This window comes from Collimonas sp. OK412 (genome assembly GCF_900112135.1).
Classification (GTDB): Bacteria; Pseudomonadota; Gammaproteobacteria; order Burkholderiales; family Burkholderiaceae_D; genus Collimonas; species Collimonas rhizosphaerae.
The window spans coordinates 20319-45211 of sequence record NZ_FOLC01000032.1 but is presented as its reverse complement, the minus strand read 5'-3'; the positions used below and the strand labels follow the sequence as shown (position 1 = coordinate 45211).

The 24893-nt window shown below is 58.8% G+C and carries 27 protein-coding genes; 20 read left to right on the top strand and 7 right to left on the bottom strand.

Annotated elements, in window-relative coordinates:
• The first annotated feature begins 3 nt into the window (after positions 1-3).
• The 7 genes from BM062_RS22450 (at position 4) to BM062_RS22425 (ending at position 5796) form a co-directional block, all read left to right on the top strand.
• Positions 4-1650 (top strand): DUF2334 domain-containing protein, encoded by a 1647-nt coding sequence (locus BM062_RS22450; RefSeq protein WP_092401184.1) that lies wholly within the window; start codon positions 4-6, stop codon positions 1648-1650.
• 169 nt (positions 1651-1819) lie between these two features.
• On the top strand, positions 1820-2011 hold the full coding sequence (locus BM062_RS25365; protein ID WP_139220163.1) for a hypothetical protein: 192 nt from the start codon (positions 1820-1822) through the stop codon (positions 2009-2011).
• 33 nt (positions 2012-2044) lie between these two features.
• Positions 2045-2947 carry a lipid A hydroxylase LpxO gene (gene lpxO / locus BM062_RS22445; protein WP_092401180.1) on the top strand — a complete coding sequence of 301 codons (903 nt, stop codon included), beginning with the start codon at positions 2045-2047 and terminating at the stop codon, positions 2945-2947.
• A gap of 143 nt (positions 2948-3090) precedes the next feature.
• Positions 3091-4155, top strand: a complete 1065-nt coding sequence (locus BM062_RS22440; RefSeq protein ID WP_092401177.1) for a purine-nucleoside phosphorylase — start codon at positions 3091-3093, stop codon at positions 4153-4155.
• A gap of 236 nt (positions 4156-4391) precedes the next feature.
• Positions 4392-4586, top strand: coding sequence for a type II toxin-antitoxin system HicA family toxin (locus tag BM062_RS22435; protein WP_254785216.1), 195 nt, complete (start codon positions 4392-4394; stop codon positions 4584-4586).
• A 7-nt stretch (positions 4587-4593) separates the two neighbouring features.
• Positions 4594-4977 carry a type II toxin-antitoxin system HicB family antitoxin gene (locus BM062_RS22430; protein ID WP_092401174.1) on the top strand — a complete coding sequence of 128 codons (384 nt, stop codon included), beginning with the start codon at positions 4594-4596 and terminating at the stop codon, positions 4975-4977.
• Positions 4978-5304: 327 nt separating this feature from the next.
• Positions 5305-5796 carry an Hcp family type VI secretion system effector gene (locus tag BM062_RS22425; protein ID WP_092401171.1) on the top strand — a complete coding sequence of 164 codons (492 nt, stop codon included), beginning with the start codon at positions 5305-5307 and terminating at the stop codon, positions 5794-5796.
• Between the two features lie 67 nt (positions 5797-5863).
• On the opposite strand, the gene fahA is transcribed toward BM062_RS22425, so the two are convergent.
• From fahA to BM062_RS22410, 3 genes are read right to left on the bottom strand one after another with little or no spacing between them, the layout of a single operon-like run.
• On the bottom strand, positions 5864-7135 hold the full coding sequence (fahA, locus tag BM062_RS22420; RefSeq protein ID WP_092401168.1) for a fumarylacetoacetase: 1272 nt from the start codon (positions 7133-7135) through the stop codon (positions 5864-5866).
• Between the two features lie 10 nt (positions 7136-7145).
• Entirely contained in the window at positions 7146-8462 is a 1317-nt protein-coding gene (hmgA, locus tag BM062_RS22415) for a homogentisate 1,2-dioxygenase (protein ID WP_092401165.1), read from the bottom strand.
• A 29-nt stretch (positions 8463-8491) separates the two neighbouring features.
• Positions 8492-9847, bottom strand: coding sequence for an MFS transporter (locus BM062_RS22410; protein WP_092401162.1), 1356 nt, complete (start codon positions 9845-9847; stop codon positions 8492-8494).
• Between the two features lie 134 nt (positions 9848-9981).
• Here BM062_RS22410 and BM062_RS22405 point away from each other — a divergent pair, with 134 nt between their 5' ends.
• On the top strand, positions 9982-10878 hold the full coding sequence (locus BM062_RS22405; protein ID WP_092401159.1) for a LysR family transcriptional regulator: 897 nt from the start codon (positions 9982-9984) through the stop codon (positions 10876-10878).
• 39 nt (positions 10879-10917) lie between these two features.
• Positions 10918-11247: a DMT family transporter gene (locus BM062_RS22400; RefSeq protein ID WP_092401156.1), complete on the top strand. Its 330-nt coding sequence runs from the start codon at positions 10918-10920 to the stop codon at positions 11245-11247.
• Positions 11248-11274: 27 nt separating this feature from the next.
• Here the strand turns inward: BM062_RS22400 and BM062_RS22395 are convergent, their stop codons facing one another.
• Positions 11275-12267, bottom strand: a complete 993-nt coding sequence (locus BM062_RS22395) for a serine/threonine protein kinase (protein WP_092401193.1) — start codon at positions 12265-12267, stop codon at positions 11275-11277.
• 86 nt (positions 12268-12353) lie between these two features.
• Between BM062_RS22395 and BM062_RS22390 the strand changes: the two genes are divergently transcribed.
• The 3 genes from BM062_RS22390 to BM062_RS22380 all read left to right on the top strand — a co-directional run bounded on the left by BM062_RS22390 (position 12354) and on the right by BM062_RS22380 (position 14678).
• Entirely contained in the window at positions 12354-12740 is a 387-nt protein-coding gene (locus BM062_RS22390) for a VOC family protein (protein WP_092401153.1), read from the top strand.
• A gap of 81 nt (positions 12741-12821) precedes the next feature.
• Positions 12822-13691 carry a DNA ligase gene (locus BM062_RS22385; protein WP_092401150.1) on the top strand — a complete coding sequence of 290 codons (870 nt, stop codon included), beginning with the start codon at positions 12822-12824 and terminating at the stop codon, positions 13689-13691.
• A gap of 288 nt (positions 13692-13979) precedes the next feature.
• The gene (locus BM062_RS22380) at positions 13980-14678 is read left to right on the top strand and encodes a UPF0149 family protein (RefSeq protein WP_092401147.1); all 699 of its coding nucleotides are present in this window, start codon (positions 13980-13982) and stop codon (positions 14676-14678) included.
• 55 nt (positions 14679-14733) lie between these two features.
• On the opposite strand, the gene orn is transcribed toward BM062_RS22380, so the two are convergent.
• Entirely contained in the window at positions 14734-15342 is a 609-nt protein-coding gene (gene orn / locus BM062_RS22375; protein WP_092401144.1) for an oligoribonuclease, read from the bottom strand.
• A gap of 88 nt (positions 15343-15430) precedes the next feature.
• On the opposite strand from orn, the gene BM062_RS22370 reads away from it, so the two are divergent.
• From BM062_RS22370 to BM062_RS22350, 5 genes are all read left to right on the top strand, one after another.
• Positions 15431-16714, top strand: a complete 1284-nt coding sequence (locus BM062_RS22370; protein ID WP_092401141.1) for a M48 family metallopeptidase — start codon at positions 15431-15433, stop codon at positions 16712-16714.
• The gene (rsgA, locus tag BM062_RS22365; RefSeq protein ID WP_092401138.1) at positions 16707-17672 is read left to right on the top strand and encodes a ribosome small subunit-dependent GTPase A; all 966 of its coding nucleotides are present in this window, start codon (positions 16707-16709) and stop codon (positions 17670-17672) included. Before BM062_RS22370 ends, rsgA begins: the two co-directional genes overlap by 8 nt.
• Before the next feature lie 187 nt (positions 17673-17859).
• Positions 17860-18774, top strand: a complete 915-nt coding sequence (gene argF / locus BM062_RS22360; protein WP_092401135.1) for an ornithine carbamoyltransferase — start codon at positions 17860-17862, stop codon at positions 18772-18774.
• 48 nt (positions 18775-18822) lie between these two features.
• A complete protein-coding gene (argG, locus tag BM062_RS22355; protein WP_092401132.1) occupies positions 18823-20157 on the top strand; it encodes an argininosuccinate synthase in 1335 nt (444 codons plus the stop codon).
• Between the two features lie 280 nt (positions 20158-20437).
• Complete coding sequence (locus BM062_RS22350; protein ID WP_342831296.1) at positions 20438-21118, top strand: MgtC/SapB family protein; 681 nt, start codon at positions 20438-20440, stop codon at positions 21116-21118.
• A 124-nt stretch (positions 21119-21242) separates the two neighbouring features.
• Here the strand turns inward: BM062_RS22350 and BM062_RS22345 are convergent, their stop codons facing one another.
• Positions 21243-21665, bottom strand: a complete 423-nt coding sequence (locus BM062_RS22345; protein ID WP_092401126.1) for a universal stress protein — start codon at positions 21663-21665, stop codon at positions 21243-21245.
• Between the two features lie 284 nt (positions 21666-21949).
• On the opposite strand from BM062_RS22345, the gene BM062_RS22340 reads away from it, so the two are divergent.
• A complete protein-coding gene (locus tag BM062_RS22340) occupies positions 21950-22264 on the top strand; it encodes a pyrimidine/purine nucleoside phosphorylase (protein ID WP_092401123.1) in 315 nt (104 codons plus the stop codon).
• Between the two features lie 145 nt (positions 22265-22409).
• Here BM062_RS22340 and murB read toward each other — a convergent pair whose 3' ends face one another.
• On the bottom strand, positions 22410-23441 hold the full coding sequence (murB, locus tag BM062_RS22335; RefSeq protein ID WP_175501129.1) for a UDP-N-acetylmuramate dehydrogenase: 1032 nt from the start codon (positions 23439-23441) through the stop codon (positions 22410-22412).
• A gap of 196 nt (positions 23442-23637) precedes the next feature.
• Between murB and BM062_RS22330 the strand changes: the two genes are divergently transcribed.
• On the top strand, positions 23638-24123 hold the full coding sequence (locus BM062_RS22330; RefSeq protein ID WP_014007212.1) for a YajQ family cyclic di-GMP-binding protein: 486 nt from the start codon (positions 23638-23640) through the stop codon (positions 24121-24123).
• Positions 24124-24245: 122 nt separating this feature from the next.
• A complete protein-coding gene (locus tag BM062_RS22325) occupies positions 24246-24881 on the top strand; it encodes a retropepsin-like aspartic protease family protein (RefSeq protein WP_092401120.1) in 636 nt (211 codons plus the stop codon).
• Positions 24882-24893 lie beyond the last annotated feature (12 nt).

The window sequence follows — 24893 nt, the reverse complement described above, 5'->3', positions numbered from 1 at the left end:
GAGCTGTTTTTGCTTAACCCGTCACCAGCAACAGCGCAAATCCTAACCACACCGATAAAAGTATTGATTGTGTACGATGCCCCTTCTCCTGATCAGTATGAGAAGCTGGGATTTGCCTACGCCATCATGCTGCGTAATCTGATTGGACATTTCAACAGTGCCGTCGATCTGGTGCCGATACAAAACTATAGCGCCGGAAAAATCGAATCCTATCAGGCCACTTTCTATCTGGGGTCGTACTATAACAATCCGATTCCGACTGCATTTCTTAACGATGTCAATGCCACGCAGAAAACCGTCGTCTGGTTCAAATACAACCTGTGGCAGTTCGCATGGAACACGGCCTACAATTTCAATACCCGTTACGGATTCAGCTTTGTCGGCTTGCAGGGATTGAATGCGCCGCCCAGCTCGAGCAACCCGACGCCGGGTTTCTTCGACACCGTCTCCTACAAGGGTCAGTCGATGGTGAAGTACTATGCCTACGATGCTGCGAGCAACACGGTAAACGCAGATCCCGATGTCGGCGTCACGCAGGTCATCGATACCGCCAAGGCACAGGCGCTGGTAACGATTACAAACAGCAAGACGTCCGCGCAGGCGCCGTATATTATCCGCTCCGGCAATTTCTGGTATTTCGCTGACATGCCATTGTCATACATCGGCCCACGCGACCGCTATCTGGTGCTTTGCGACATATTGCATGACATATTCGCCGACAATCAACCGGTAAGCCATAAAGCTCTGGTACGGCTGGAAGACGTCGATGCATTGGTCAATTTCGGCACGATGAAAACACTGTCGGACTATATGTTCAGCAAACGCATTCCATTTTCGATTGCAACTATTCCACACTATTTGGACCCTTTGGGTGTGTACAACGGCGGGGTGCGAGAAGAAGTACCGTTGTCGCAGGCCGGAACTCTCAAGACATCGTTGAATTACGCGCTGGCGCGAGGCGGGAAACTTGTGATGCATGGATATACCCATCAATACGATTCGATGCGGAATAAGAATACAGGGGTCAGCGCCGATGATTTTGAATTCTGGAATGCCGTGGCAAATACCCCGGTGACCGAAGATCTGGTCGCCGGCATTATCCCGCTATTCTCGCCATGGGCATTGGGACGTCTCCTGGCCGGGCTGGCAGAATTCAAGAATAACGGTTACGCCAAGCCATTTGCCTGGGAGACTCCACACTATCAGGCGTCGCCGCTAAGCACGAAAGCTATACCGCTAGCATTTAATACAACCTATCAGCGCGCTGTCTATTACACCTCCGACACCCCTAATTTTACGGCAACCACGGGTAAGGATTTTTCAGTTGGACAGTTCTTCCCCTACGTCATCAGGCAAGACTACTACGGCCAGTGGAACGTGCCGGAAAATCTGGGGAATGTTGAATACAATATCAGCGCCATCGATCCGTTTTCAAACGTTACCTATACTTGGCAGGATATTTGTCTCAATGCCCAATATGCCACGGTGGTACGAGATGGATTCGCATCTTTCTTCTTTCATCCGTTCTGGCTGGAGTCGTCACTCGCGCCATTGGTTACGACGGGATTCAGCGACTTCAAAAACATAATTCAGTGCATTACGACATTGGGCTACACCTGGACTGATGCCAGTACACTCGCGCATCCGTAAGCCATGCATCCGCCTGCCAAAGGAGTCGGTTCCTTTGGCAGGCGGGGCATTTCAGCTTTCTCAACAAAAAAATAGGGAATCTTGGACAGCTGCGCGAGCAGGCCCTGGACATGCTGATTGAAGAGCTTGATGCCGGCGTCCTTCACAGCTTCTATGGACAGGAGGAGCAGTGCGTCCTGAGATTGAAGAAACGATCTTCATTCTTCTTTTTTTAAAGCACCGGTTGCCCCTGTTGATCTTTACAACATTAGAACATATTGACTGCCGCAATGATGGCCGCGGCTTCCTCAAACATTCTCCTGCGCAACAAGCCAGGGTAACAAACGGCTTGGATAACGGACAACAGGCGCAAAAGAGATAAAATGGCGGCTTATTTGTAACGGAGCGCATTTTTATGAAATGGGCAGTAGTCAGTATTTTCCTTTTATCGGTGTTGTACGTGCATTTCCGCGGCAAGGCGCGCCTGCCGTTTTTCCGGCAGCTGTTCGACCATTCGTCGATCATGGCCCCGCTCAACATCTTCATGTACATGTTTTCCAAGGTGCCGACCAACACGCCCTACCTGCCGACCAGCACCTTCGCCGACCTGAAGATCCTGGAAGACAACTGGGAAACCATACGCGATGAAGCCAAGGGCCTGATCGGCCTGGAAAAGATCCGCGCCGCGGAAAAGAACGACGATGCCGGCTTCAATTCCTTCTTCAAGGCCGGCTGGAAACGCTTCTACCTGAAATGGTACGACGCCAGCCATCCCTCGGCCGAACAGTTCTGCCCCAAGACCGTGGCCCTGCTGCGCAGCACGCCGAGCGTCAAGGCCGCGATGTTTGCCGAACTTGCTCCCGGCGGCACCCTCAATCCGCACCGCGACCCGTTCGCCGGTTCGCTGCGCTACCACCTGGGCCTGGTCACGCCCAACGACGACCGCTGCTTCATCGAAGTCAACCAGCAGCGCTACAGCTGGCGCGACGGCCAGGGCGTGGTGTTCGATGAAACATTCATCCACTGGGCGCAGAACGGCTGCGACAGCAACCGCATCATCATCTTCTGCGACATCGAACGGCCGATGCGCTACCGCTGGGCGCAGGCAATCAACCGCTGGCTCGGCCGCCACATGATGAGCGCCGCCGCATCGCCCAATGAAACCGGCGACGAGACCGGCGGCATCAACAAGCTGTTCCGCTTCGTCTGGGCCGCCGGCCAATACCGGCGCGCACTGAAGAAATTCAGCAAGCCGCTGTACATGTGCATCAAGTTCGGCCTGATCATCGGCGTGGTGCTGGCCGTCATTTATCTTTGAATTGCTGGCCCGACAGCATTTGACCAAGCCGCCTCCGGGCGGCTTTTTTACGCCTGGCATATAGCCCGCAGATGTTGCGCTGCGGTAACAATATCTGGCTTTCACAGGTAGACTACAGGTCCTACTTTGCACAAGGAAAACCCATGATGACTCGTTCGCTTATCGCCACCGCAGTTCTATCGCTTGCCGCCTGCGCCACCGGCCCGTCGATCGCACAAGACAGGGGCAGCGACGGACTGGCCGAATCGAATGCACAAAACCGCCCCGTCAAGGTGATGATCATCACCATGTTCGGTCCCGAGGGCCAAGCCTGGCTGGATCGCCTCGGCCCGTGGAAAACCGTCGCGGTGCCAGGCCTGTCGCCAGACTATCCGAACGTTAACTGCAACAAGCAGGATGTCTGCGTGATCACCACCGGCATGGGCTACGCCAATGCCTCGGCGTCGATCATGGCCCTGACGTTTTCGCAGCGCTTCGACTTGCGCCATACCTATTTCCTGATCTCCGGCATCGCCGGCGTCGATCCGGCGCGCGGTACTGTCGGTTCGGCAGCCTGGGCCAAGTACCTGGTCGATTTCGGCATCCAGTGGGAACTCGATGCGCGCGAAATCCCGGCCGGCTGGAAAACCGGCTATCTCGGCATCAACACCAAGAGCCCGAGCGAAAAACCGCCGCTCGACTACCGCAACGAAGTATTCCAGCTGAATCCGAAATTGGCCGACGCCGCGTTTGCGTTGTCGCGCAATGTAGCGCTGGCCGACAGCGCGCAGGCGCAGGTAGCACGCTCCAAGTTCGGTTACGCGCCGGCCAACCAGCCGCCGACGGTAGTCCAGTGCGACATCGCTTCCGGCAACACCTGGTGGTCAGGCACGCTGCTGGGCGAACGCGCGCGCGAATGGACCAAGATCCTCACCGACAACAAGGGCGTGTATTGCATGACAGCGCAGGAAGACAATGCAACCTTTGAAGCATTGAAGCGCGCATCGAGCATCAAGCGGGTGGACTTGAACCGCGTGGCGGCATTGCGCACGGGGTCGGATTTCGACCGGCCTTACCAGGGACAGACCAGCGCCGACAACCTGCTCAACTATGCGGACCAGGGCGGTTTCGTGCCGGCCACCGAGAACCTGTACCGGGCAGGGAATCCGCTGGTGCAGGATATCGTGACGCATTGGGGTGAGTGGCGGGATGGGGTGCCGCACCGGTAAGCGTTTCTGCGCAGATTCCAAGCCGCCTTTTTGGCGGCTTTTTTTACGCCCGGACATTTTTATCCATGCTCTCGTGCCCGCACGCAATTCCGAAGCTGTTTTCAGACTTTTGCCTCTATCGCGAAAGTCGGCTTTTCATGACATTCAAGTATTCGAAGTCCTCTGAATTCCAACTACTTATCATGCATCGTGGATACACAAGAATACACAAAATCATTATTGAATTGTGTAGTTTTGTGTATAATAATAGGAACAGCACAAACATCATCAAGCAGTTGAAAGCGGCCGGCTGGAAACATGTTTCCACACGCGGGAGCCATCACAAATACCGCCACCCGATTACTGGCAAGTCGGTAATTGTTCCGCATCCGAAGAAAGATCTTCCGCTAGGAACAGCCGAGAGCATCCTGAAACACGCTGGACTGAAATGAGGACAAAATGTTATATCCACTTTATGTGTGGAAGGACGGCGATAGCGCTTATGGCGCCCGCTTTCCCGATCTGCCCGGCGTATTTACCGCCGCCGACGAATTGAATGATCTTCCGGCAATGGCGCAGGAAGCTGCGGCAACCATGTACGAGGGTGAAGCGCATATCCCCGAGGCGTCATCCATCGAGGAATGGAAGGATGCGGCGGACTACGCCGGCGGCTTCTGGATGCTGGTCGATATCGACCGTTCGAAAATCAACACCAAGCCCGTACGGCTCAACATCTCGCTGCCGGAAAATCTCTTGCGTGACATCGATGCTTTCGCCAAGTCGCATCAACTGACCCGATCGGGATTCCTGGCCCAGGCCGCGCTAAAGGCAATGGCGCAATAAGTTCTGCAGGTAGTTACCTTCCCCGGCGGCGTCCTCTTGATATCAACCAATTCGGACTGCATAGCCAAGGCTCGAAACCGGGATATGGATAAAACGGCAATGTTATTTAGTATCGAAGACCTAAGATATCGTCAAAAATATGGTTTAAAATTGCCTTGCGGAATTACTTTCCATCGATTCCCGATGTGCCGCGGACCACTGGGGTCTATCCGACAGTCCCGCATTTACGCCACACATTCCACTTGATGGACTTCCAGTTTCACTCCGCTCTCTAGCGGGGCCAGCAGCGTCAACCGGGCTTCACTTTTTAAACTAAGGGGCAAAACCATGGCAATCGACGTATATCTGCAAATTGACGGCATCAAAGGGGAATCCACCGACGACATCCATAAAGACTGGATCGAGTGCAAATCGGTGCAGTGGGAAGTGCTGCAGCCGAAGTCGGCCACCGCATCCACCGGTGGCGGCCATACGGCCGAGCGTTGCGAGCACAAGGATATCGTGATCACCAAGCTGGCTGACCTGGCTTCGCCGCTGCTGCTGCAAAACTGCTCGTCGGGCAAGACCATCCCGAAGGCCAAGTTCGAATTCCTGCGTGCCGACGGCAAGGGCGAGCGCATCCGCTATTTCGAGATCGAGCTGGAAAACCTGCTGATTTCCGACGTCGCGCCATCCGTCACGGAAGGCAGCGTGCTGACTGAAACCGTCAGCCTCAAGTATTCCAAGGTCAAATGGAAATACACCCAGCAAAAAATCGCCGGCGGTTCGGGCGGCAATACTTCGGGCGGCTGGGATCTGTCGACCAACAAGGTTGCCTGATACGACGCTGCGCAAGAAAAAAGAGCCGTGGTAACCCACGGCTCTTTTTTTAATCCCTGCATTCCTGTCAGCCGCGCGCCGGCAATATCTTGCCGCTGACCGCGCCGAAACCGACGCGATAGCCATCGCCCTGGCACCAGCCGGTCATCCCTACCTCATCGCCATCCTGGATAAAACTGCGCTGGCTGCCGTCTGCCAATGCCAGCGGGTTCTTGCCGTTCCAGGTCAGTTCCAGCAGGCTGCCGAATGATTCCGGCGTGCTGCCGCTGATGGTGCCTGAACCCATCAGGTCGCCAATGCGGGTGTTGCAGCCGGAAACCGTGTGGTGCGCCAGCTGCTGCACCATGGTCCAGTACATCGCTTTGAAATTGGTGCGGCAGATGGTTTGCGCTGCCGCGGTTGCACCCGGCTTGAGCGAAACTTCCAGCGTGATGTCGTAGCCGTTCTTGCCGCTCTGCTGCAGGTACGGCAGCGGCTCCGGCTGCTGTACCGGGCTGGCGACGCGGAATGGTTCCATCGCATCCATCGTGACCACCCAAGGCGAAATCGACGTCGCGAACGACTTGCTGTTGAACGGGCCGAGCGGCACATATTCCCATTGCTGCAGGTCGCGCGCGCTCCAGTCGTTGAGCAAGACCATGCCGAAGATATGCTGTTCTGCATTGGCGATGTCGATGGGCTCCCCGAGCGCGTTCGGCTGGCCGATGATGAAGCCGGTTTCCAGTTCGAAATCGAGCTTGCGGCAGGCGCCGAAGATGGGCGCGTCGGCATCGGGCAATTTCAGCTGGCCCATCGGCCGCTGCAGCGGCGTGCCGCTGACCACGACCGAGCTGGCGCGGCCGTTGTAGCCGATCGGGATGTGCAGCCAGTTGGGCAACAGCGCATTGGCCGGATCGCGGAACATGGAACCGACATTGGTCGCATGTTCCTTGGACGAATAGAAATCGGTGTAGCCGGGAATTTCCAGCGGCAGGTGCATCGTTGCCTGCTCTTGGGCAACCAACGCCTTGGCGCGCAAGGCCTGGTTGTCGCGCAGCTGCAGGTTGTCTTCGCGCAGCAGCTCGCTGACCGCGGCGCGTGTGCTGCGCCAGCTTGCGCGGCCCAGCGCGATGAATGGATTCAGGGCGGCCTGGCGGAACACTTCCGGGCCGGCGTTCAGCAAACCCGCTTCGGCCAGCGCAGCCAGGTCGACGATCTGGTCGCCGATTGCCACGCCTACTCTCGGCGCCGGATTGGCGGCGTTGCTGAAAATGCCGAACGGCAGGTTCTGGATTGGGAAATGCGATTCAGGCGCAACCGGGATAAATGATTTCAGTGCGGGATCGTTGGTTTGCATCATGTCTTTTCTCTCAGGGTTGACCGGTGAAATGCTTTTGCAGGCCGTGCCAGCATTGCAGGTAGTCTTTCTGCAGCAGCGGCGTCGCCAGTGCATAGGGTGTGGGATGGATCACGTAGCGGCTTTCAAACATGAAGGCCATTGTATTGTCGATGCGGTGCGGCGCCAATGCCGCGCTGGATGCCTTGTCGAAAGTGGCGGCGTCCGGACCGTGGCCGCTCATGCAGTTGTGCAGGCTGCCGCCGCCGGGCGTGAAGCCGTCGGCCTTGGCGTCGTAGGCGCCGTGGATCAGGCCCATGTATTCGCTCATGACGTTGCGGTGGAACCATGGCGGACGGAACGTGTGCTCGGCCACCATCCAGCGCGGCGGGAAAATCACGAAATCGACATTGGCGGTGCCGTGCGTATCCGAGGGCGACGTCAGCACCGTGAAGATCGACGGGTCAGGATGATCGTAGCTGACCGTGTTGATGGTGTTGAACAGGCCCAGGTCGTATTTGTACGGCACGTAGTTGCCATGCCAGGCCACCACGTCCAGCGGCGAATGGCCGATGCGCGCAGCCCACAGCCGGCCGCCGAATTTGGCCAGCAGCTGGAATTCGCCTTCGCGGTCTTCATAGGCGGCTACCGGCGCCTGGAAATCGCGCGCATTGGCCAGGCCGTTGGAGCCTATCGGCCCCAGTTCCGGCAGCTGGAAAGCGGCGCCGTAGTTTTCGCAGATATAGCCGCGCGCGCTGCCGTCCGGCAGTTCGATGCGGAAGCGCATGCCGCGCGGAATCACCACGATTTCGCCCGGCTTGACTTCCAGCACGCCGAGTTCGGTGCGGGCCAGCAAGCGCCCTTGCTGCGGCACGATCAGCAGTTCGCCGTCGGCATCGTAAAAGAAACGGTCGTGCATGGAGCGGTTTGCCGCATACAGATGGATCGCCACCCCGGCCTGGGCGGCGGCATCGCCGTTGCCGGCGAAGGTGACGATGCCGTCGATGAAATCGACGGCCTGGCCGTCGGCCGGCATCGGCAGCGGATTCCAGCGCAGCTGGTCGGGCGGCGTATCGGACTGGGCAAAAGGGCCGCTGGCCAGCAGAGGCTGCTGGATTTTTTCAAAGGCGTGGTGCATCGCACCCGGGCGGATGCGGTACAGCCAGGAGCGCCTGTTGTGTGCGCGCGGCGCAGTGAACGCGGTGCCGGACAGCTGCTCTGCATACAGGCCGTAAGGCGCTTTCTGCGGCGAGTTCTGGGCTGCGGGCAAGGCGCCGGGCAAGGCTTCACTGGCGAAGTCGTTGCAAAATCCGGACTGGTAATGGAGCTGACTGCGGAGCGTGTTTTCCATGGGTTTCATCCTTGGTTCAAGTTCTGATCTTAATGCGCAACGACGGCTTGCGCTTTGCTGCGATGAGAAGTCTCTTGCATCAGCACCAGCATCGCGGCGGACACCAGCGCCGGCACCGCCAGCACGATGAAGATGGTGCTGTTGGGCCAGTTCAGGCGGATCAGCTCGCCGCCCAGCACCGGCCCGACGATAGAACCGATGCGGCCGACGCCCAGGCTCCAGCCGATGCCGGTGGAGCGCAAGGTGGTCGGGTAGTAAGTGCCGGCCAGCGCATTGACCGCCGGCTGGCCGCCGACGATGCAGAAGCCGGCGACGAAGATGCTGGCGAACAGGAACAGCAGCGAAATCTCGGGACGGCCGATCAGGAACACCGCCAGTCCGGCCGCCAGGAATACCGGGATCAGCACGCGGCGGAAGCCGGAACGGTCAATCAGCTGGCCCATGACCAGGGTGCCGAGCGTGCCGCCTATCTGCAGGGTGGTGCCGGCCATCACAGCGGTGGCGGTGGACAGGCCGGCGTCCTTGGCGATGGTCGGCAGCCAGTTGGAGAGGAAATACAGGTTGACCAGGTTCATGAAATTGATGATCCACAGCAGGATCGTGACCCTGGCCCTGCCTTCCTGGAACAGCTGCAGCATGGGCGCACCCTTGCCGGCCTTTTCGTTAACCACGTAGCGCGTATCCTCGCTGATAACGACATCGGGATCGATGCGGCGCAGCCACTTGCCGACCTGCTCCAGTCTTTTTCCACGCAACACCAGGAACTGCATCGACTCAGGCAGCAGGAAAATCATGAGCACGCCGATCACCAGCGGCACCAGGCCGCCGACATGGAATACCGACTGCCAGCCGAAACGCGGGATCAGCGCCGCCGACAGCAAACCTCCCAGCACCGCACCCAGGGTAAAGCCGCAGGACACCAGCATCATCAGGGTGACGCGCTTGCGCAGCGGACTGTATTCGCCGGCCAGCGCCATCGCGTTCGGCATGATCGCGCCCAGCCCGAGGCCGGTAATGAAACGCAAGACGATCAGCTGCCCTACCGTGGCGGCCAGCGGCGTGAGCAGCATGCAGGCAGCGAAGAACAAAGTGGCGCAAATCAGCACCGGGCGGCGGCCGATGCGGTCGGCCAGGATGCTGAAGGCAAGCGAACCGAGCAGCATGCCGAACAGGCCGGCGCCGAACACCGGCCCCAGGTTGGCCTTGGCGATGCCCCATTCCTGGATGATGGCGGGCGCCACGTAACCCATGGCCTGGACGTCGAAACCGTCGATGATCAGGCAGATGGCGCACAGGCTGAGCATGACGACCTGGAAGCCGCCGATGCGGCTGCGGTCGATCAAGGCGGGAATGTCTATCGGGCTGCTGTTTGTCGCGACGGCCATGCGTGTCTCCTGGGAAGTTGGCGTCGTATCAATACGATCTGGTTTTTGGCATTATCATCCTTTTTAATATTCAGAAAAATAGGCAATAATTAAAATCATTTTTTAATTAATTTAAATAATATAAAATCATCATCATGGACAGGCTGGAATCGTTAAGGGTGTTTTGCCAGGTGGTGGAACTGAACAGCTTCAGCCGCGCGGCTGAACAGCTGGAGATGTCGAACGCCACCATCACCAATCATATCGCCGCCCTCGAGCGGCATTTCGGCGTGCGCCTGCTGAACCGCACCACCCGCAAGATCTCGCTGACCGACGACGGCCATAGCTGCTACCAGCGCGCCCAGCGCCTGCTGGGCGACATGAGCGAGCTGGAAGACGGGCTGCAAGGCCGGCGCGTGACGCCGCAAGGCATCTTGCGCGTCGACGTGCCGACTGTGATTGCGCGCATCTACCTGGCGCCGGCGCTGGCGCGTTTCAGCGCCATGTATCCAGAGCTGTCGATCCGGCTCAATGTGGGCGACCGCATGGTGGACATGGTGGAAGGCCGCGGCGATGTCTGGATACGCATCGGCGAGCTGAAGGATTCCAGCATGGTGGCGCGCCGCATCTACCAGACCCGCAACCTGTGCTGCGCCTCGCCCGCATTCCTGGCGCAGCACGGCACGCCGCAAACGCCGCAGGAACTGCAGGATTTCCGCTGCCTGGCGTTCATTCATCCGAACAGCGGCCAGAACGTGCCCTGGACTTTCAGCAAGGGCAAGCAGGAACTGAGCTGGGCGCCACCCGGCAATATCGCGATCAACCACGCGGAAACCCTGATCCACGCGGCGGCCAGCGGCGCCGGCATCGTCCAGCTGCTGACGCTGTCGCTCAATCCGCAGATCCGCGACGGCCTGCTGGCGCCGGTATTGGCGGATTGGTCGACGCCGGGGCCGCCGGTGTCGGTGGTGTATCACCAGAGCCATCAGTTGTCGGCCAAGGTGAGGGTTTTTGTCGATTTTGTTACAGAGCTGTTTGCCGCTATCGATTAGAGTTTCGTACCGTTTTGTTTTTTAGCCAGGAGAGAAGTCATGCATTGGGTCTATCTATTGATTGCCATCGTCGCCGAAGTGATTGCCACCAGCGCCCTGAAAGCGAGCGCCGAGTTCACGCGGCTGGTGCCGTCGATCGTGGTGGTGGCCGGTTACCTGACGGCGTTCTATTTCCTGTCGCTGACCTTGCGCACCTTGCCGGTGGCGATCGTGTATGCGATGTGGTCAGGCATCGGCATTGCGCTGATTGCCCTGGTCGGCTGGCTGTTCCTGAAACAGAGCCTGGATGCCGCGGCCCTGGCTGGCATCGGCCTGATTGTCGCGGGCGTGCTGGTGCTGAACATCTTCTCGAAGTCGGTATCGCACTAACCCGCACCAAGCCGCGTCAGGCCGGCTTCATGCCTGCCACAGCGGCGCTTCGTCCATCAGCGCGATCTGCTCGCGCAGCTCCAGCACCCGGTCCTGCCAGTAACGCTGGGTATTGAACCAGGGGAAGGCCACGGCGAAAGCCGGGTCGTCCCAGCGCCGCGCTATCCACGCCGCGTAATGGATCAGCCGCAAGGTGCGCAGCGCTTCGATCAGGTACAGCTCGCGCGTATCGAAATCGCAGAAATCCTCGTAGCCGGCCAGCAAGCTGCCCATCTGCTGCACCATGTCGCGCCGTTCTCCCGACAGCAGCATCCACAGATCCTGCACTGCCGGCCCCATGCGGCTGTCGTCGAAATCGACGAAATGCGGCCCGGCGTCGGTCCACAGCACATTGCTGCCGTGGCAATCGCCATGCAGGCGCAAGGCGCCGACGCTGCCGGCGCGCTCGAAACAGCGGCGCACGCCTTCCAAGGCCTGGCTCACGGTGCTGCGATAGGCTTCCAGCAGATCCTCCGGCACAAACCCGTTGGCCAGCAGGAAAGCGCTGGGTTCTTCGCCAAAACTGACGATATCCAGCGTCGGCCGGTGCTGGTAGCTGCTGAGTGCGCCGACTGCGTGGATGCGGCCGAGAAAACGCCCCAGCCATTCCAGCGTGGCGCTGTCCTCCAGCTCCGGCGCGCGGCCGCCGTGGCGTGGAAACACTGCAAAGCGGAAACCGTCGAACTGATGCAGGGTGCGGCCGTCCACGTCGGCCCAGGCGGCGACCACAGGGATTTCCCGCTCCACCAGCTCTTGCACGAAACCATGCTCTTCCAGGATGGCTGCGTCGCTCCAGCGTTGCGGCCGGTAGAACTTGGCCACCAGCGGCGGCCCTTCTTCCATGCCGATCTGGTACACGCGGTTTTCATAGCTGTTGAGCGCCAGCAGGCGGCCGTCGCCGTGCAGGCCGATGCTGTCGAGCGCGTCCAGCACGGTGTCGGGAGTCAGGGTAGAGAATGAGGCGGGGCTTGGGATTGTCATGTCGGCTATTGTAAGCGCCAGCGGCGCGCTCATCGCATCGATTACACTAATACTCTTGCATCGTTCACCATTGCCGGGAGCAGCTTGTGCCAGCCATCGCCCTCAACCATTACAACCTGCGCGCGCCGCGTGCGCTGCTATTGCAGCTGAAGGAATTCTATTGCGAGGTGATCGGCCTGGAAGCGGGTGCGCGGCCGCCCTTCGACAGTTTCGGATTCTGGCTGTACGCCGGCGACCAGGCCGTGCTGCACCTGAGCGAAGCGCGCACCGGCGATATCAGGCATACCGATATCGCCACCACCTTCGACCATATTGCCTTCAGTTGCGTCGATCCGGAAGAAATGGAAGCTTGCCTGCAGGCGCATGCACTGCCCTACCAGGTGGCGTTTGTGCCGTCTGCGCAGCAAAAACAGATTTTCTTGCGCGACCCGGCCGGGAACGGGGTGGAGCTGAATTTCGTGCATATAAGCTAAATCGCAAATCGCGCTTGCGGGGCGCTTCTACAGGCAACGTCGTTTTACGATATCGCTTCCTTGCCTGACAGTCCACGTCCCATGCATGCGTTATCGTCAATTATCGCCAGATTGCTGAGCACCGCGCTGCTTTGCTTCTTTCTCGGCCGGCCATCCATCGCAACAGCGGCGACACCTCCCGCAGCGCCGCCGCTGATGCTGGCCAATATTTACCATCCCGGCATAACCCTGGCCGATTATTGGATCAGCGAAAAACTCGACGGCGTGCGCGGCTACTGGGATGGCGAAAAATTGCTGACGCGCGGCGGCCAGCGGATCAACGCCCCACACTGGTTCACCGCCAACTGGCCGAAAACCGCGCTGGACGGCGAACTGTGGGCCGGCCGCCAGCAGTTCAGCCGCGCGGTTTCCACCGTACGCCGCGAAACGCCGGACGATGCCGCCTGGCGCCGCATGCGCTTCATGGTGTTCGACCTGCCGGCCCACCCCGGCACCTTCGACCAGCGCATGCCAGCCTTGCAAGACATGCTCGCCAAACTTGCCGTGCCTTGGGTGCAGCCGGTGGAACAATTCAAGCTGAGCGACCACGCGACCCTGCAGCGCTTGCTGCAACAGACCGTCAAGCAAGGCGGCGAAGGCTTGATGCTGCACCTGGGCGCTTCGCTTTACCGCACACAACGCAGCGACGACCTGCTCAAGGTCAAAACCCATGAAGATGCCGAAGCCGCGGTCATCGGCCATCTGCCGGGCAAGGGAAAATACCAGGGCATGCTTGGCGCCCTGCTGGTGGAAACGCCGGACGGCCGGCGCTTCAAGCTCGGCAGCGGCTTAAGCGACCTGCAGCGGCGCCGGCCGCCGCCCTTGGGCAGCGTCGTGACTTACCGCTTCCGCGGCTTGAATGACAGCGGCATCCCGCGCTTCGCCAGTTTCATGCGCGTTTATGAACCGTAATTGCGGCGCCATGCCGCATCGAGCTACAGGGCCATGCGTTCTTCCTCATGCGTGGGCACGAATGAAGACGGCGAGTCGAGGATGGATCCTCGCCTCAGCTGGCGGCAGGATGCTAGATCGGCCGGGGTTAATGCTCTGTTTTTCATATAAGATGGCCTGATCTGGATAGACTTGTTACAGGATAAATGATTGTGCGCAGGCAAGCAGCTCGAATATTTTCCAGCCCGCGGCCATTTCAATCGTAAAATCCGTATCCCATTTCCATCGTAAATTTAAGCGGCCATTTCCATGAATCTCGACGAACCCCTCTCAGACAAAGAATTTGACGAACTGGACGACTTCCTGTTGTCCGATCGCTGCGCTGAAGACAGCATGACCATGGATACCCTGCACGGCTACCTGACGGCGCTGGTGATCGGCCCGGAGCAGGTGCTGCTGGGCGAGTGGCTGCCGCACGTGTGGGGACCGTCGCTGAAAGACGCGCCGAAATTCAAGTCCGACAAGGAATATGAAAAAATCGTCGGCCTGATCGCGCGCTACATGAATGAAATCGCGGTCACGCTGGAAGTGGCGCCAAAAGAATACGAACCGCTGTTTTGCGAACAGGAATACGAAGGCAAGTCGCTGCTTGACGGCGAAGCCTGGACCTGGGGTTTCTGGGAAGGCATCAACCTGCGCGCCAAAGCCTGGGAGCCGATCTGGCATTCCAACCTGGCGCAGGTGGTGCGGCCAATCTACCTGCTGGGAGCGGAAGAGCTGGAAGAGGAAGAAATGGCGCTGCGCGACGATCCGGTGCAGCGCCACAAGCTGGCGGTGGAAGTGGAAGCCGCGATTCCGGAAATCTACCGTTACTGGCTGCCGCACCGCAAGTCCGCGGTCAAGACGATACAGCGCGAGGCGCCGAAGGTCGGCCGCAATGACGAGTGCCCTTGCGGCAGCGGCAAGAAATTCAAGAAATGCTGCGGTATCGATTCAAAGGAAGATTGAGCGAAGACGCATCAGGCAAGACAGCGGGCGGGCAGGATAGCCACCCGCCGCAGTGTTATTCCTTGATGAAATGCTCGCGGTAATAGCGCAGTTCTTCGATAGATTCGATGATGTCCGCCAGCGCGGTATGCTTTTGATGCTTCTTGAAACCGCTGGCCAGTTCCGGCTTCCAGCGGCGGCACAGTTCCTTCAAGGTCGACACGTCCAGGTTGCGGTAATGGAAAAACGCTTCCAGCTTGGGCATGCCGCGCGCCATGAAGCGGCGGTCCTGGCAGATGGTGTTGCCACACATGGGCGACTTGCCGTTCGGCACGTATTTCTTCAGGAACTCGATCAGGGCCAGTTCAGCCTCGCTTTCGGTCACGGTCGAGTTTTTGACTTTCTCGATCAGGCCCGAACGGCCGTGGGTGCCCTTGTTCCAGGCATCCATGCCGTCCATGATCTCGTCCGGCTGGTGGATCGCAAACACCGGGCCTTCGGCCAGGATATTCAGTTGCGGGTCTGTCACCACCACCGCCACTTCAATGATGCGGTCGCTGTCCGGGTTGAGGCCGGTCATTTCCATGTCGACCCAGATCAGGTTGAATTCATTGGGCCGCACCGGCGCTGCCGGGGCTGCGGTAGTGGCGGCGATGGTAGTGGATACGTCGGCGGCTTGTGACATAATTGTTCTCTTCGTTATATTTAGCTAAGACAGGCCCGGCATTTGTTTGCGCAAGCCATAAGCGGCTATTTTCTCACATAGGGACTACATGTCTTCATTTGCATTTTCGGTTTTGTTTGTGGTTTTCCTGGCGATCACCCTGGTGGTGCGCTTTTGGCTGAGTTCGCGCCAGATCCGCCATGTTTTGGCCCATCGCAGCGCGGTGCCGGCCGAATTCGCCGAAAAGATCCCCCTGGCGGCCCACCAGCGCGCCGCCGACTACACCGTCGCCAAGACCAAATTCGGCCTGTTTTCGATGCTGGTGAGCGCCGCCGTGCTGATCGGCTTCACCCTGCTCGGCGGTTTGCAATGGCTTTCCGGCGTCATGTTCAGCTGGGCCGGCCCGGGCATGGTCTACCAGTTGAGCCTGCTGGTGGCGTTTGCCCTGATTTCCGGCCTGATCGACCTGCCCCTCGATTATTACAAGCAATTCGTGCTTGAAGCCCGTTTCGGTTTCAACAAGATGACGCTCAAGCTGTTCTTCACCGACATGCTGAAAAATACCCTGATCGGCGCCGCCATCGGCCTGCCGCTGATCTGGGTGGTATTGCAGCTGATGGCGAAATCGGGCGGTCTCTGGTGGTTCTACGCCTGGCTGGTGTTCAGCGCTTTCCAGCTGCTGATGCTGGTGCTCTACCCGACCGTGATCGCGCCGCTGTTCAACAAGTTCACGCCGCTCAGCGACGACAGCCTGCGCGACCGCATCGAGGGCCTGATGAAACGGGTCGGCTTCGCTTCCAAGGGCTTGTTCGTGATGGACGGCTCCAAGCGCAGCGCCCACGGCAATGCCTACTTCTCGGGCTTCGGCGCCGGCAAGCGCATCGTTTTTTTCGACACCCTGCTGGCGCGCCTGGCGCCGCATGAGATCGAAGCAGTGCTGGCGCACGAGCTGGGTCACTTCAAGCTGAAGCACATCGTCAAGCGCATCGTCGTCATGTTTGCGCTTTCGCTGGCCTTCCTGGCTTTACTCGGCTACCTGAAACAGCAGCTCTGGTTCTATACCGGCCTCGGCGTCAATCCGCTGCTGCTGCCCGACCTCAGCAATAACGACGCGATGGCGCTGATCCTGTTCATGCTGGCGCTGCCGATCTTTACCTTCCTGCTGTCGCCGCTGTCGTCGATCAGTTCGCGCAAGCATGAATTCGAGGCCGATGCCTTCGCCGCCCGGCACACCGACGCCAACGACCTGGTGACCGCGCTGGTCAAGCTGTATGAAGACAACGCCTCGACCCTGACGCCGGATCCGCTGCACTCGGCGTTTTACGACTCGCACCCGCCGGCCTCGGTGCGCATCAACAAGCTAGCCAACAAGTTATCGGCCGCCCATGGCTGAGCACAACAAGCAGAACGGCAAGCAACACGGCAGCCAGGCCGGCAGCGGCCTGGTGATCGCCGCCCACGGCCGGCACTACCTGGTGCAAGGGACTGTAGAAGGGAAGTCGCTGAAATTGCAATGCGTCACGCGCGGCAAGAAAAGCGATGTCGCCGTCGGCGACCGCGTGCAGTTGAAACTGACCTCGCCCAACCAGGGCGTGATCGAAGCCATCGATGAGCGCCGCAGCCTGCTGTACCGTTCCGACCAGTACAAATCCAAGCTGCTGGCCGCCAACGTCACCCAGCTGTTCATCGTGGTGGCGACCGAGCCTGGTTTTGCCGACGACCTGATTTCACGCGCGCTGGTGGCAGCCGAAGCGGCCGGCGTCACCGCCCACATCGTGCTGAACAAGACCGATATCGTCGATGCGCTCGAAAAAACCCGGCAGCGCCTGCAGCTGTATGCCGGCCTCGGCTATCCGGTGCATGAAGTGTCGGCGCGCGCCTTCCCGGAACAGACCTGCGCCACGCTGGCGCCCCTGCTGGCAGGCCAGTCGACCATCCTGATCGGTCAGTCCGGCATGGGCAAGTCGTCGCTGATCAACCTGATCGTGCCGGACGCCGACATCGCCGTGCGCGAAATTTCCGCCGCCCTCGATACCGGCAAGCACACCACCACTTTCACCCGCCTGTACGAAATGGATGCGGCCGACGCCAGCCTGGACGGCCATCCCGCCAACATCATCGACTCGCCCGGCTTCCAGGAATTCGGCCTGTACCAGCTGAGCGAAGGCATGCTGGAGCGCGCCTTCGTCGAATTCTCGCCCTACCTCGGCAAATGCAAGTTTTACAATTGCCACCACCTGACTGAACCGAGCTGCGCCGTGCTGGAAGCCGTCAAGGAAAACAAGATCGCGACCATGCGCCATCAGCTGTACGTGCAATTGCTGCATGAATCGTCGCAAAAGCTGTATTGATTGCCAAAAACACCATCTTTTGACAGGTATCTTTTCTACTGAAATCCCTTATAATTGAAGCACTTATTTCATTTCTAAGCCAATCTCAGGTAGCAGGGAAAACGGCAGCGCGGCAGTTGAGCAGTTGTTTTAAAAATGGAATTCCAACTATCGGCGGCAGTCGCCACAGCGGCCGCCGTTTTCATTTATGGCAATCAAACACTACCTGCAGTTTTCTGATTTTTCGCTGGACGAATACGAGTACGTGATTGAACGTAGCCGTCTCATCAAACGCAAATTCAAGAATTACGAACCGCACTACACGCTGCTCGACCGCACGCTGGTGATGGTGTTCGAGAAAAACTCGACCCGCACCCGGCTCTCGTTCGAAGCCGGCATGCACCAGCTGGGCGGCGCCGCCATCTACCTCAATACGCGCGACAGCCAGCTCGGCCGCGGCGAACCGGTGGAAGATGCGGCGCAGGTAATGTCGCGCATGTGCGACGTGATCATGATCCGTACTTTCGGCCAGGACATCATCGAGCGTTTCGCCACCCACTCGCGGGTGCCGGTGATCAACGGCTTGACCAATGAGCAGCATCCCTGCCAGGTGCTGGCCGATGTCTTCACCTACATCGAGCACCGCGGTTCCATCGCCGGCAAGACGGTGGCCTGGGTCGGCGACGCCAACAACATGCTGTATTCCTGGCTGCAAGCGGCGCAGGTATTCGGTTTCCACGTCAACGTCTCGACCCCCAAGGGCTACGATATCGATCCCGGCCAGGTGGCCGCCGACAACCAGCGCTACACCTTCTTCGCCAATCCATCCGATGCTTGCGAAGGGGCCGACCTGGTGACCACCGATGTCTGGACCAGCATGGGTTACGAAGATGAAAACGCAGCGCGCCTGAAAGCCTTCGACGGCTGGATCGTGGACCAGGCCAAGATGCAGCGCGCCCAGCCGGACGCCTTGTTCATGCACTGCCTGCCGGCGCATCGCGGCGAGGAAGTTTCGGCCGAAGTGATCGACGGCCCGCAATCGGTGGTCTGGGACGAAGCGGAAAACCGTTTGCATGTGCAAAAGGCGCTGCTGGAATATCTGGTGCTCGGAAAAGTCGATTAACGGTACAAACAGTACAACCCCAGTCACAACAACCCACGTAGAAATATCATGTCCAATATCCTGCAATCCGTTCCAGTCAACGAAAAAGTCGGCATCGCCTTTTCAGGCGGCCTCGATACCAGCGCCGCGCTGCACTGGATGCGCCAGAAAGGCGCCATTCCCTACGCCTATACCGCCAACCTGGGCCAGCCCGACGAGCCGGACTACGACGCCATCCCCAAGAAAGCCAAGGCCTACGGCGCTGAGCTGGCGCGCCTGGTCGATTGCCGCGAACAGCTGGTGGCCGAAGGCATCGCTGCACTGCAGAGCGGCGCCTTCCACATCTCCACCGCAGGCGTCACCTACTTCAACACCACTCCGCTTGGACGCGCTGTCACCGGCACCATGCTGGTGGCCGCCATGCGCGAAGACAAGGTCGACATCTGGGGCGACGGCAGCACCTTCAAGGGCAACGACATCGAACGTTTCTACCGCTACGGCCTGCTGGTCAATCCCAACCTGCGCATCTACAAGCCCTGGCTGGATGACCAGTTCATCCAGGAACTGGGCGGCCGCAAGGAAATGTCGGAATTCATGATCGCGTCTGGCTTCGATTACAAGATGTCGGTGGAAAAAGCCTACTCGACCGATTCCAACATGCTCGGCGCCACCCATGAAGCCAAAGACCTCGAGTACCTGAACAGCGGCATGAAGATCGTCGAACCGATCATGGGCGTCGCTTTCTGGCGCGACGACGTCGAAGTCAAGCGCGAGGAAGTCACCGTGCGCTTTGAAGAAGGCCGTCCGGTTGCCCTCAACGGCGTCGCGTTTGCCAGCCAGGTCGAGCTGATGATGGAAGCCAACCGCATCGGCGGACGCCACGGCCTGGGCATGAGCGACCAGATCGAAAACCGCATCATCGAAGCCAAGAGCCGCGGCATCTATGAAGCGCCGGGCTTGGCCCTGCTGTTCATCGCCTACGAGCGTCTGGTCACCGGCATCCACAACGAAGACACCATCGAGCAGTACCGCGAAAGCGGCCGCCGCCTGGGCCGCCTGCTGTACCAAGGCCGCTGGTTCGACTCGCAGGCGATCATGCTGCGCGAGACGGCGCAGCGCTGGGTGGCGCGCGCCATCACCGGCGAGGTCACGATCGAGCTGCGCCGCGGCAACGATTATTCGATCCTCAACACCGAGTCGGCCAACCTGACCTACCATCCGGACCGCCTGACCATGGAAAAGGGCGCGGGCGCCTTCACGCCGCAAGACCGTATCGGCCAGCTGACCATGCGCAACCTCGACATCAGCGATACACGCCAGAAGCTGGCGATCTATCAAAGCACCGGCCTGCTGGCATCCAGCAACGCCGTATCGCTGCCGCTGCTCGACAAAGACGCAGAGTAAATCCACGGCAGCGGCAAATAAGCCGCCAGCACAGGCGTGACACAGAACCGGCTTTGCGCCGGTTCTTTTTTTGTCAAAGATCCTCCAAGGAACACCCCGGCAGGCATGGCCACAGGCAAAATGTCGCTTGGGTCAAATGCAGGCGCAATTGCGCAACGGGTTTATCCTAGGACCAATTACCGCGGTACCGACAATCAACCCAGATAAAAGCATGAACATTCTTTCACTTGATTCACTGGCCGCTTATTGGTCCGGCCCAGAGGTCGGAGCTAACGTCCTCATGTTTCTCAATTTGCTGGGAGCCTTGTTCCTGGGGGCGCTGGTCGGTTACGAGCGCGCCTATCATGGCCGCGCCGCCGGCATGCGCACTTACGGCCTGGTATGCATGGCTTCGACCGCCCTGACAGTGTTCGCCGGCTATCCGGCGCTCTGGTATGGCGGCCACTCCGGCTTGCCGATCAATCCGGATCCGACCCGGGTAGTGCAAGGAATCGTCACCGGCATCGGTTTTCTCGGCGCCGGCGTCATCATGAAAGAAGGCTTGAATATCAGGGGGCTCACTACGGCGGCGTCGATCTGGGCAGCGTCGGCGATCGGCGTCCTGGTGGGCGTCGGATTTTACATGGCGGCGATATCGCTCACGCTGCTGTCCGCCATCTGCATGGTGTGGATAGCCAAGCTTGAATACTGGCTGCCGTCGCGCGCCGGCGTGGCCATCCTGGTTGAGTTCGAAAAAGGTTTTGTCCCGCACGAAGAAGCGCTGCGCAAGGTGGCTTTGGAGCATGGCTACGAGATTGCCAAAGATTCGTTGTCCATCAGCTCGCACGACAGGCATGCAAAATGGCATTTCATCGCCTTCGCCATCGACAGCAAAAAAGGCTCGTCCGTCTCAGAACTGGCACGCATGATGAATTCTTACGAAGGGGTAGAGAATTTTGATTTGACCCACTGCCGCAACTGAGCTGCGATTCCAGATCACGGTAAATGTCGTCGCATCGCTGCATCCGGATACAGCGAATATCACGCAACAGCGGGTTGGCTGCATTTGACTTCGAGAACATGGTCGTCCTGACGCCGCCACGCGCTTATTTGATCAGCGTCACCGGCACATGAACCAGATGAATCACTTTGTTCATGATCGAACCAAGGATCAGGTTGCCCAAAGCTCCCCTGCCGTGGGTGCCCATGACAATGCAGTCGCACTTCTGCTCCTGGACATAGTCAACGATGCTCTTCGCAATCGGACCGATGCGGGTGCTGGCGATGTAAGGGACCTCCGCCTGTTCCAGAATCCGCTTGACGGGATTCAATGCTTCATCGGCCGCTGCCGTTTCAATTGCCTTGATTTTTTCGAGAGACAGGTAAGCCTGGATTTTCCCATCAAGATGTTCTTGCACGTTCAGCAAATGAATCTGTGCGGCAGCGTCCCCCTTGACCATCGAGCTCACATATTTCACAGCCCTTAAGGCATAGTCTGAGCCGTCAACTGGAATCAATATTTTTTGCATTTTTGCACCTCGTCCACCAACATCCCGGCGACATGATCACATCCACAATCGTGGATATCTTGTTAGGAAGATTAGCAGTTTGGATGTAAAGATTGTGTAAATAGTCGGGTTGATTGCGTAGACGGAACGTAAAATATGATTTGCATCAAAAACCCCCGTACACATCAAACCAGCATCGATCTGTTCAAGCTGCCAGTTCTACAGTTCTACAGTTCTACAGTTCTAATAAGCACCATTAAAACAATGGGTTATAAAAACCAACAATGAGAAAGCATCCTTAAGTCATGAGCACTCAATTCGACAATGTATCCGTACTAAAGCAAGCCAGCGTCTACTTTGACGGCAAATGCGTTTCCCACACGGTGGTGTTCGCCGACGGCAGCAAGAAGACGCTGGGCGTGATCCTGCCGTCGTCGCTGACTTTCAGCACCGGCGCCGCCGAAATCATGGACATCACCAGCGGCAGCTGCCGCGTGCGCCAGAAAGACCAGCAAGCCTGGACCACATACAGCGACGGCCAGAGCTTCGATATCCCGGCCAATTCGAGTTTTGACATCGAGACGCTGGAAACGGTGAATTACGTCTGCCATTACGCCTGACACGCCAGGGCAAAAAAAACCCGCGATGCGGTTGCATTGCGGGTTAAATCCATTACCTTAGGGAGTGTTGGATATGAGGCACAACGGAGTTTAATTCCGTTATGTGACCCAATAATGACACATTAAGATACAAAGCGCTTGCGCCTCATACAAAAATCGGTTCCGGCTCCAGCGCCACCCCAAACTTCCCCATCACATCAGCTTGCACCGCCTGCGCCAGGCGCACCACATCCTGCCCGCTGGCGCCGCCGCGGTTGACCAGCACCAGCGCCTGTTTTTCATAGATGCCGGCTGCGCCGAGGCTTTTCCCCTTCCAGCCGCATTGGTCGATCAGCCAGCCTGCAGCCAGCTTGTAACTGCCGCCCGGCTGTTGATAATTCACCAATTGCGGATGCTGCGCCAGCAAGGCCGTACGTTGCGCCGCCGTAACAACAGGATTCTTGAAAAAACTGCCAGCATTGCCGATTACCGCAGGATCCGGCAGCTTGCGGGTGCGGATTGCGATCACCGCATCGCTGATATCGCGTGCGCTCGGCTGCGCCAGTTTGCGTGCGTCCAGCTCTTGCGCCACATCGGCGTAACGCAGGTCGGGCTGCCAGCGCTTGGGCAAGGCGAACGTAACGTCCGTCACTATGGCCCGGTCGCGCAGGCTGTGCTTGAACACGCTGTCGCGATAGGAAAAAGCGCAAGCGTCCCGGTCCAGCGCCAGGATTTCGCCGCTTTCCATATCGATGGCGGTCAAGGCATGGAAGCGCTCTTGCAGCTCGATGCCGTAGGCGCCGATGTTCTGGATCGGCGCGGCGCCGACGCTGCCGGGAATCAGCGACAGGTTCTCCAGTCCGGCCAAACCCTGCGCCAATGTCCACAGCACCAGCTCGTGCCAGTTCTCGCCGGCGGCGGCGCGGACATAGACAGCATCGTCATCCTCGCCGGCAATTTCCCGGCCGCGATTACACATATGCAACACCAGCCCCGGGAAATCCTGGGTCAGCACCAGGTTGCTGCCGCCGCCCAGCACCAAGCGCGGCAAACCCGATGTAACAGCGTCGGACCTGAGCGCCTGCAGGGTTTCCAGTGAAGTAACCGGCAGATAGGCATGCGCCTTGGCGTCGATACCGAAGGTATTGTGCCGGCGCAGCGAAAAATCGAATTGGAGCGGAAGCTGGGAGATAGTCATAGCACCGGGATTATAAAGTAAGTAACCACCGCCAGCGGGCAGCCAGGCGCCCGGAGCCAGGCAGACCGGCAAGAAAATAGCGCGGCCGGACCGACACCTCGGGTTTCTTGTCCGCTAAAATGCGCATAGCTTGACGGCCGCGCCAGCCACCGGTTCCGCGGCCGGCTTTGTTTGAACATATAGAAGGAATATCACCATGCCATCATTTGATACCGTATCGGAAGCCAACCTGGTTGAAGTAAAAAACGCCAACGACCAGGCCAACAAGGAAATCTCGACCCGCTTCGACTTCAAGGGCAGCGACGCCCGCATCGAATTGAAAGAGCGCGACCTGACCGCCTATGCCGACTCGGAATTCCAGCTGAGCCAGGTGCGCGACGTACTGACCGCAAAACTGGTCAAGCGCAATGTCGACACCCGCTTCCTCGACATCGGCAAGATCGAAAAGATCGGCGGCGACAAGGTCAAGCAAGTCATCAAGATCAAGAATGGCATCGAATCCGAAGCGGCCAAGAAGATCGTGCGCATCGTCAAGGACAGCAAGATGAAAGTCCAGGCCAGCATCCAGGGCGACGCCGTACGCATCACCGGCGCCAAGCGCGACGACTTGCAGGCGGCGATGGCGATGCTGCGCAAGGAAGTGGCCGACCTGCCGCTGGAATTCAATAATTTCCGTGATTAAATTCCGTAGTTAAATTGTATCGAGGCAACATATAAGGTTATTATCCTTCTGCTGTTGCCCGCTGATCATGAAATCGGCAATACGGCGCCATCTCAACCTCTTGCCACGAAAGTCGGATACTCATGCGCCCGCTTGCCTTGATCTCCAGCCTGTTTTTGTTTGCCTCCATCACCGCCCAAGCTTCCGATATCGGCGTAGTCGGCCTGTTTCCGGGCAAGGCGGTGCTGGTCATCGACGGCTCCGCGCCGAAGACCTTCTCGGTCGGCAGCAAGGTCACCGACGACGTCAAGCTGGTGGAAGCCAACGGTTCGACCGCAACGCTGGAGGTCAAAGGCAAGCGCCAGGTGATCGGCATCGGCGAATATGTCAGCCGCAGCGCGCCGGGCGCTACTTCCAGCGTCACCTTGAAAGTCAATCCGCAGGGGCACTTCGTGGCGCAGGCCCAGATCAACGGCGCGACGATGACCATGCTGGTCGATACCGGCGCCACCATGATCGCCCTGCCCGCTTCGGATGCAATGCGGCTCGGCGTCGACTACAAGAAGGGCCGCATGACCATGGTCAATACCGCCAACGGCGCGGCGCCGGCGTACATGGTCAAGCTGAACACCGTGAAGATCGGCGATATTGAAATGAACCAGGTCGATGCCCTGGTGCAGGAAGCCGGGCTGCCGTTCGCGCTGCTCGGCATGTCGTTCCTGAACCGCACCGAGATGCGGCGCGAAGGCGAGATGATGGTGCTGACCAAGCGCTTCTGACAGCGCCCGGTC